10 protein-coding genes are annotated in these 8,622 nt (G+C 62.9%); 7 read left to right on the plus strand and 3 right to left on the minus strand.

Annotation, left to right across the window (positions count from 1 at the left end; all coding sequences use genetic code 11):
• The first annotated feature begins 93 nt into the window (after positions 1-93).
• The 3 genes from BKY26_RS09175 (at position 94) to BKY26_RS09185 (ending at position 2,192) form a co-directional block, all read left to right on the plus strand.
• A complete protein-coding gene (locus BKY26_RS09175) occupies positions 94-897 on the plus strand; it encodes a dimethylarginine dimethylaminohydrolase family protein (protein ID WP_071690100.1) in 804 nt (267 codons plus the stop codon).
• A 57-nt stretch (positions 898-954) separates the two neighbouring features.
• Positions 955-1,407: a methyltransferase family protein gene (locus BKY26_RS09180; protein WP_071690101.1), complete on the plus strand. Its 453-nt coding sequence runs from the start codon at positions 955-957 to the stop codon at positions 1,405-1,407.
• An 83-nt stretch (positions 1,408-1,490) separates the two neighbouring features.
• Entirely contained in the window at positions 1,491-2,192 is a 702-nt protein-coding gene (locus tag BKY26_RS09185) for a DUF1223 domain-containing protein (protein WP_071690102.1), read from the plus strand.
• A 23-nt stretch (positions 2,193-2,215) separates the two neighbouring features.
• On the opposite strand, the gene BKY26_RS09190 is transcribed toward BKY26_RS09185, so the two are convergent.
• Positions 2,216-2,431, minus strand: coding sequence for a hypothetical protein (locus BKY26_RS09190; protein ID WP_071690103.1), 216 nt, complete (start codon positions 2,429-2,431; stop codon positions 2,216-2,218).
• Between the two features lie 130 nt (positions 2,432-2,561).
• Between BKY26_RS09190 and BKY26_RS09195 the strand changes: the two genes are divergently transcribed.
• Entirely contained in the window at positions 2,562-2,825 is a 264-nt protein-coding gene (locus BKY26_RS09195) for a DUF2312 domain-containing protein (RefSeq protein ID WP_071690104.1), read from the plus strand.
• A 172-nt stretch (positions 2,826-2,997) separates the two neighbouring features.
• On the opposite strand, the gene BKY26_RS09200 is transcribed toward BKY26_RS09195, so the two are convergent.
• Both BKY26_RS09200 and BKY26_RS09205 read right to left on the minus strand, forming a co-directional pair.
• Positions 2,998-3,873 (minus strand): hypothetical protein, encoded by an 876-nt coding sequence (locus BKY26_RS09200; RefSeq protein ID WP_071690105.1) that lies wholly within the window; start codon positions 3,871-3,873, stop codon positions 2,998-3,000.
• Positions 3,874-3,949: 76 nt separating this feature from the next.
• Positions 3,950-4,405 carry an Lrp/AsnC family transcriptional regulator gene (locus BKY26_RS09205; RefSeq protein WP_071690106.1) on the minus strand — a complete coding sequence of 152 codons (456 nt, stop codon included), beginning with the start codon at positions 4,403-4,405 and terminating at the stop codon, positions 3,950-3,952.
• A 134-nt stretch (positions 4,406-4,539) separates the two neighbouring features.
• Here BKY26_RS09205 and ald point away from each other — a divergent pair, with 134 nt between their 5' ends.
• From ald to BKY26_RS09220, 3 genes are all read left to right on the plus strand, one after another.
• Entirely contained in the window at positions 4,540-5,658 is a 1,119-nt protein-coding gene (gene ald, locus BKY26_RS09210; protein WP_071690108.1) for an alanine dehydrogenase, read from the plus strand.
• Positions 5,659-6,002: 344 nt separating this feature from the next.
• The gene (locus tag BKY26_RS09215; RefSeq protein ID WP_158514319.1) at positions 6,003-6,806 is read left to right on the plus strand and encodes a Hint domain-containing protein; all 804 of its coding nucleotides are present in this window, start codon (positions 6,003-6,005) and stop codon (positions 6,804-6,806) included.
• A gap of 105 nt (positions 6,807-6,911) precedes the next feature.
• Positions 6,912-8,622 (plus strand): Hint domain-containing protein (locus tag BKY26_RS09220; protein ID WP_131541823.1); only part of this gene is annotated, 1,711 nt, incomplete at its 3' end.

Raw genomic sequence — 8,622 nt, forward strand, 5'->3', positions numbered from 1 at the left:
AGCGGCTCAAGCTAAAGCTGGACGGACAACGCGCAGCGTAATCCCCGCCTTTTCGGCTGGCACAAGACCGGGAATGGCGGCACAGTGGCCGCCATGACCGATCATTCCTTCCGCTTCACCCATGCCTTGTGTCGCCGTCCCGCGCGGTCCTGCACGCAAGGCTTGCGCGCCGTTGACATGGGTGCGCCCGACCCGGACCTCTTCGACGCCGAACACGCCGCCTATATGGACGCCCTGCGCCATGCGGGCGCGATGGTGACGGTGCTGGAACCGCTGGAGGACTTTCCCGACAGCTGCTTCATCGAGGACCCGGCCCTGTGTCTGAAGGGCACCGCCATCGTGCTGCGCCCCGGCGCGCCCACCCGGCTTGGCGAGGCGCAGGCACTGAAACCCGTGTTGGAGGGGATGTTTCCCGAGGTGCGGGATCTGCCCGGCACAGGCTTCGTCGATGGGGGCGATATCCTGTGTTCCGACACGGAGGTGATGGTGGGCCTGTCGGCGCGGACCGATCTGGCAGGGGTAGAGGCGCTGCGCCCGCTGGTCGAGGATCTGGGCTACCGCCTGCGGATCGTGGAAACCCCTGCCGATATCCTGCATTTCAAGACCGAAAGCAGTCTTCTGGATGCGGAAACCATCCTGGCCACGCCGAAGCTTGCGGCAACCGGCTGTTTCGACGGCTACCGGGTGATCGAGACGGCACCGCTTGAGCATGCGGCGGCCAATGCGATCCGCTTCAACGATCATGTCTTCGTCAGCGCCGGTCACCCGCGCACCGTGGAGCGGTTGGACAAGGCAGGCTACACCGTGGCGGAGCTGCCGATGACGCAGGCGGCGTTGCTGGATGGCGGTCTGTCCTGCCTGTCGCTGCGGTTCTCGCTGGCCGGTGGTCTGACATGAGCGGCTTCGGGTGCCATGAGCATCGGCCGACAGGGCAGGGGCAGTAGAGGGGCTCAGATGTTCAAGGGCTTCCCCGATTGGCCGCCGATCTGGTTCGCGGGCTTTTGCGCGGCGGCGTGGCTTTTGGCGCGGGAATTGCCGCTTGTCGTGGCCTTCGGCCCGCTGTTCTGGGGGCTTGGACTGCTCATGATCGCAGGCGGGCTGGTTCTGATCGGCTGGTCGGCCATCTGGTTCTGGCGCAAGAAAACCCCGATCGAGCCGCATCATACGCCCAAGGCGCTGATCGTGGAGGGGCCATACCGCTGGTCGCGCAATCCGATCTACCTTGCCATGGTGGCGATGCTGACGGGCTATGTGCTGTGGCTGGGGGTGCTGAGCCCGATCCTGTTGCCGGGGCTATTCGTGTCGGTCCTGACCCTGCGGTTCATCATCCCGGAGGAGGAAGCCCTGGTCGACAGCTTCGGGCTGGAGGCGCGACGCTATCTTCAACAAACCCGGCGTTGGCTGTAACGCGAACTCGCAAAGGCTTGATTGGCGTCCACGGACCGGGTTCACTACCTATCAGGGGACATAAGGGAACACTCACGACCATCATGCGGAAACTCATCGCCTCACTTGCCCTCGGTCTGCTTTCGCTGACTGCCCCCGCGGCCCGTGCCGACAGCCCGGTCGTGGTGGAGCTGTTCACCTCGCAAGGCTGCTCGGCCTGCCCGCCCGCCGATGCGTTGCTGACGCAGCTGGCCGAGCGGGAGGACGTGATCGCATTGGCGCTTCATGTGGATTACTGGGATTATATCGGATGGGCCGATACCTTTGCCTCCGGTCAGTTCACCCGCCGCCAGCACGCCTATGCCCGCCATGCCGGGCAGCGCATGGTCTATACGCCGCAGATGATCGTGGGCGGTGTGGAACGGGTGGTGGGCTACGAGCCGATGGATGTGGCGGAACTGATCGCCCAATACCGGGTCGTGGATTATCCGGTGGAGGTCAGCCTGTCGCGTGTCGAGGGGGGCATCGTGCTGCGCGCCGTGGCCTCGATGGCGCTGGAGGAACCCGGCATGATCGTCCAGATCGTGCGCTATATGCCCAGTGAAATGGTTGAGATCCGGCGCGGAGAGAATGCGGGCCGCACCGTGGAATACAGCAATATCGTCACCGAATGGATGCGGGTCGGAGACTGGTCGGGGGCCGAGCCTTACGAGCTTCAGCTGGTCGATGACTCGGCCCTGCCCATTGCCGCGATCGTGCAGATGGCGGGACCGGGCCAGATCCTTGGCGCTGCGCGGCTGGACTGAGCGGCTTGGAAACCTCGCCGCCGTCAGGCGAGGAATACGCCCATCACCACCGACATCAGGCCAAGCGCCGAGATCAGCAGAGCCCCCATATTGAGAAACACGATCCGCTGCAGCCGGGCGCGGGTTTCCACATCGGGCAGGTCCGCCCGGCGCACCCGGACGGCCGAGGCGATGCAATAGGCGATGATTATGAGCCCCACAGACGTGAGCGCCGCGCCGAGCCAAACAAGCCATTCCATGTGCAGATCCCTTCGTTCCGTCCCTGATAGTCGCCTAGCCGAGCCCGTCGCGCTTCGCAAGTCTTGCGGGGGGCGGGCAGGGGGGCTAGACCGGGGCTCTGGTGAGATCCGGCAATGAGAGGCAGGCCCGATGGATGACGTGAATTCCCCCCCCGACAGCTACCGTGTGACCGCAGATGAGCTGCGCCAGTTCATCGAACGGGTGGAGCGGCTGGAAATGGAAAAGAAGGACATCGCCGACCAGATCAAAGAGGTGATGGCCGAGGCCAAGGGGCGCGGCTATGACACCAAGGTCATGCGCAAGGTCATCGCGCTGCGCAAACGCGAGCCCGACGATATCGCCGAGGAAGAAGCGGTGATGGAGATGTACAAGGAAGCGCTTGGCATGCGGTGATGTCGCCGCCTTTGGCGTCGACCCGGGGGCGCCCCTCGTCAGGCGCCTCTGGCGCCCTCCTCGGGCCGCGTTGCCACGGATGGGTGGCATGCTTCGAGAGCCGATCAGCCCCTTGCGCCGATTGCAGCGGCAGGATGCCTCCGGCGGGAGTATTTTGGCCAAGAAGAAGGGCTCAGGGCGTGATCAGGGTGACGCCGGGGATATGGGCGACCGCGTCCATGTCTTCTTCGTAGGAGGCGGTCATGTCGTCGAGCATCTCGGCGGACCATCCGGGGGTGTCCAGGTCTTCCTCCAGCGCGTCGTCGAGCGCGTATTTGTCAAGGAAGGCAGCCACCACCCGGCGGCGCAGCATCTCGTTTTCCGGCGGATTTTCAGACAGGTAGCGCTGCATCCGACGGAAGCCGGCAGGGTCCATCAGATCCTCGATCAGGTCATCCACGCCATCGAGCGGGGCCAGCGGGTCGCAGCCCGCAAGCTCGCGCATCACTTCGCCCCAGATCAGCGGCGTGTCCTCGTTGCACCAGGCTGAAACCGGGCAGTCGGGCACCGCCACGCGCATGCGCGCCAGCATTTCGGACCAGGCGAGGGCGTGCGGCTGCATATCCTCGGTAAACTCCTCGAACTGGCGGAAGCGAGAGCCTCGGAAGAGGGCCGGGATCAGCGTTGCGGGATCGCGCATCCCAAGCATGAATTCCACCTCTGCCGTGGGAAAGAGGTTTCGCAAGCTGCGCGAGACCCGGTCGATCATCGGCCAGATCTGCGCGCCGATCACCACCAGCCGGTTGATCGAGACCATGCGCGGATCGGAAAAGATGATGCGTTCCGTGCCTTCGGGGATCTTGGCCGAGGTCAGGATATTGCGCTGCAACTCTGCCGGGGCGGGGGCACCGTCAAGTGCGCGCAGCGTGTCCTTCAGGACATCTCGATATAGCGCCGGGGTGGGCACCGCGATGCCCTGTTTTGCCAGCGGCTCCCGGTTCTTCAGGAGGGACCGGATCAGCCTGTCGTCATCGGTGCACGGGGCCCCCATGTGAAACACGACCTGCATGATACCTGCCCCCTCGCAGTCAACCAAACCCGCCTGACCCTAACCGGGGCCGGGGCCGAGGCAAAGCCCCAAGATATCAACGCACCGGGTAGCCTTGCCAGAACTTGATGGGACGCAGCGCGAAGGTGGTGTGCATGGAGGACACATCCGGCAGCGCCGCCAGGCAATCACGGTGGATACGGTCGTAGTCGTCCATGTCGCGGGCGACCACGCGCAGGGTGTAGTCGGCCTGCCCGCTGGTCAGGTGGCATTCGAGGATATCGGGCGCGGCGCGGACAGCGGCCTCGAACCCGTCCAGCACACTCCGCTCCTGGCTGCGCAGGGTGATTTCGACAAAGACCAGAAGATTGAATCCCATCTTGCGACGGCTGAGCCGGGCAGAGTAGCCCGCGATGATGCCAGAGGCCTCCAGTGACTTGATGCGCCGATGGCAGGCAGAGGCGGAGAGGCCGAGCTCATTGGCGAGATCGGCGACCGGGCGGCTCGAATCGCGTTGAAGCGCATGCAGGATGCGGGTGTCGATGCTGTCCATTTTTTCCCGGTTTTTGGTAGCTTTGCGCAAGATTGTTGCGCTGATATTGTCAAAATGCGGGAAGAAATCAAGAAAATTGCACTCAACCGCGCGTATTCTGGCGCAAAGGAAATGCCGCGATGGAGGAGGTCGTCATGATCGTCGGGTGTCCCAAGGAAATCAAGAATCACGAATACCGGGTCGGTCTGACGCCGGAAAGCGCGGGCGAGTTGGTGGCGCATGGCCACAGCGTCCTGATCGAGACCAATGCCGGATCCGGCATCGGCGCGATGGATGAGGATTATGTGGCTGCCGGTGCCACCATCATCGACACTGCCGAAGAAATCTTCGCCAAGGCCGACATGATCGTGAAGGTCAAGGAGCCGCAGGCCGTTGAGCGCGCCATGCTGCGCGAGGGTCAGATTCTCTACACCTACCTTCATCTCGCCCCCGATCCGGAGCAGACCAAGGACCTCGTCGCCTCGGGCGCGACCTGTATTGCCTATGAAACCGTGACCGGTGCGGGTGGCGGCCTGCCGCTGCTGAAGCCGATGAGCCAGGTGGCTGGCCGGATGTCGATCCAGGCGGGTGCAACGGCGCTGGAAAAATCCCATGGCGGTCGTGGTGTTCTGCTTGGCGGCGTGCCGGGCGTGGTGCCCGCGAAAGTGGCCGTGATCGGTGGCGGCGTCGTGGGCTTCAACGCCGCGCAGATGGCCGTGGGTCTGGGCGCGGATGTGACCATTCTCGACCGCAGCCCCGATGTACTGGAGCGCCTGTCGATGCATTTTGAATCCTCGGCCAAGACCCGGTTTTCGAACCTCGCCAACCTCGCGGAATGCGTGGCCGAGGCAGATCTGGTCATCGGTGCGGTTCTGGTGCCCGGTGCTGCCGCGCCCAAGCTGGTGACCCGCGCGATGCTGTCCACCATGAAGCCCGGCGCGGTGATGGTGGATGTGGCCATCGACCAGGGCGGCTGTTTCGAGACCTCGAAGGCCACCACCCATGCGGACCCGATCTACACCGTGGACGGGATCGTGCATTACTGCGTGGCCAACATGCCGGGCGGCGTGGCGCGCACCTCGACCTATGCGCTGAACAACGTGACCCTGCCCCACGCGCTGCGCATTGCCGATCTTGGTTGGAAAGAGGCGCTGTCGCGCGACCCGCACCTGGCGAACGGGCTCAACGTCTGGAATCACCAGGTCACCTATGAGGCTGTGGCCCGTGATCTCGGCTACGACTACACGGCTGCCGCCGCCGCGCTGGCCGCCTGATCCAAGCGATCCTCCCCCGCCCGGTCTTGTTGGCCGGAGGGAGTGCGCCCCGGACGGTCTACCCTTCCCGTCCGGGGTGCATTTTCATGCGGGTCTGCAGTTCTTGGGAAGACGGTGTTTTCATTTATCTTTAGAAATTTTCCGATCACCCCTGATTCAGGGGAATAATTCAAAAACTGACGCCAGTTTGTTAATGATTGTTAACGAAAAGCAGTCTCTTGGCAGGTAACAAATTAACGCGTAACATTGTATTGTAGTTGTTTTTGTAACGAGTGGGGCTTGAGATGGCTGCTGAGTCTTTTGCGTTTTCCTATGTTGTTTCATCGGGATCAGTCGGGGGAACTTTGACGCTTTTAGGTCCCTTCGGAAATACCGCTGACATTTCCGAACAGGACACCAACCCAAACGACGGAACCGTTGCTGTTGGGGATGATGTGTTCTGGGACGGGGGCACCTTCAAGGTTCTTGGGATTACGTCCGATGGCGATCCGATCATTCAACCTGATGGCGGTGGCATTATCCGCGTGCTGTCAGATAATGGCGCGCTCTCGTCGGTCGGAAGTTCGGTCAGTGCCTATGCTTTGTGCTTTCTGGCGGGAACAGAGATTTCCACCCCTTTCGGTCGCCGCGCGGTGGAGGCCTTGGAGATCGGAGATCGAATCCTCACAACATCTGGCGGGACGGTGCCCGTCAAATGGGTCGGCCGCCAGACGGTTTTTACCCGCTTCGGCCCCGCCGAACGTCTGATGCCGGTGCGCTTTGCCGCCGGGTCTCTGGGCGATAGCCTTCCGCACACCGACCTGACCGTCACCGCCGATCACGGGATGCTGGTCGAGGGCGTCATCTGCCACGCGGGGGCGCTGGTGAATGGCACGACGATCACGCGGGTGCCTTTGGAGGAGATGGGAGAGACTTACACCGTCTACCACATCGAGACGGAAGAGCATGAGATCATCCTCGCCAACGGCGCGCCTGCCGAGACCTTCATCGACAACGTGAGCCGCCGGGTCTTCGACAATTATGCGGAGTTCGAGGCGCTCTATGGCGACGTGCCCGAGATGGAAGAACTGCCATACCCCCGTGCGATGTCTGTCCGGCAGGTGCCAAAAGGCATCTTACTGCGCCTATTGCAGCCAGAGGTTGCCTGAGAGCAATCTCGATCTGCTTCGGCAATGCAGATTGACCGGCCGTTTAAGCGCGTGATACCGCTGTTGGAATTGGTTTTCTATTAACTCTGACCGCGGGGGCGATTGGTGCTGGAGATTGTCAACACAGGCACCACCGATCTGGTGCATCTGACCGCTGTTCAGGTCAAATGGTCCGGAGTTCACATCGGTGGCGGCATCTATTTCAGCGCCAATCACTTCCCTTCAGCAGGCGGGTCCCACACGGCAACGCCGCAGCAAGGCCTGCCCGGCGCGGCCGAGAGCCACGCAACGACGGAGTATGATTTCACCCTGCCGTCAGGGGGCTCCCCCTGGACGGCCTATCGGGAAGATCTTGACGGTAACGGCACGCCGGAAACGATCCTCGCCGGGTTCGACATCAGCCTGCAGGTTGGGGATCCTCTGGTCTCCACGGGGGCATTCTACGACGGTCCCGCCGCGCCGATGCTGATCGCCAACGATCCAAACGACCTGTCCGGCAATGTGGTGATCACCGGTTATCCCGAGGAGGATAACTCGCTCAACAACACCGCGGGCGTTCTGCACCAGACCACCGGCACCCTCGCCGCCGGTGACTATACCGAGCAGAACGTCAGTGGCGATATGGGTGGCTTCTACACCGTGGAGGGGGCCGAACCCGTTGGCGGCATGAGCGGCGGAGGCACCTTCCTGAGCTTCGATCCGGATGGAGATGGTTCCTCCCATTCCTACCTGATCGGGGTCGTGGTGCGGGGGGGCGAACATACCACGCCCGGCGGGGTGGTGACCGGCACCTATGCAGAGTCTTCCAGCCTGTCGCCCCATTACGCCGAGCTTGCCGCCGCGATCGAGTCCCTGTCCGGGGCAGATGCGCGGACCGCCGATGACTTTGCCCGCATGGTGCTGATGTCCGCGCAGTCAGCCGGGTCGTCCCTGACAACCGTCAATGGCCAGTTCTTCCACGAAGACATCTTCGGCGGTGTGAACAACGACACGCTTCTGGGCAATGGCGGCAATGACAGCATCTTTGGGCGGGACGGGGCGGATACGGTCAATGGCGGCGATGGCGACGACACGTTGTCGGGAGGGACCGGCGCCGACCTCTTCCGTGGGTTTGGCGGTGGGGCAACCGACCGGATCACGGATTTCAATGCCGGTGACGGGGACATCGTCGATCTGTCATCTCTCTTCAGCGACTTCTCCGAATTGCTTGCAGCCGCCGCTGAGCAAGGGGATGGATCACTGCTGATCACCCTGCCAGCAGGGGCTGGCGGCGGGTCCCTGGTGATGGAAGGCACCAGCCTGTCGGACCTGACCACCTCGAACACCAACCTCGTTTGCTTTTGCGCAGGGACATTGATCGCAACGCCGGACGGCCAGCGCGCGGTCGAGGATCTCGGGCTCGGCGACCGGGTTCAGACCGTTGAAGGGCGCTCCGTTCCGGTCAAATGGATTGGTCGCCAGACGGTCATGACCTGCTTCGGACCTGCCGAACGGCTGATGCCGGTGCGCTTTGCCGCCGGATCCCTCGGGCAGGGCCTGCCGCACACCGATCTGACAGTGACTGCCGATCATGGCATGCTTGTGGAGGACGTCATCTGCCACGCGGGGGCTCTGGTGAACGGGGTGACCATCCACCGGGTGCCTTTGGCCGAGATGGGCGAGACCTACACCGTCTATCACATCGAGACCGAGGGACATGAGATCATCCTCGCGAATGGCGCACCCGCCGAAACCTTCATCGACAATGTCAGCCGCAGGGTGTTCGACAACTTCGCCGAATTCGAGGCGCTTTATGGCGATGTGCCGGAGATGGAGG

It is taken from the genome of Nioella sediminis (assembly GCF_001879695.1).
Classification (GTDB): Bacteria; Pseudomonadota; Alphaproteobacteria; order Rhodobacterales; family Rhodobacteraceae; genus Nioella; species Nioella sediminis.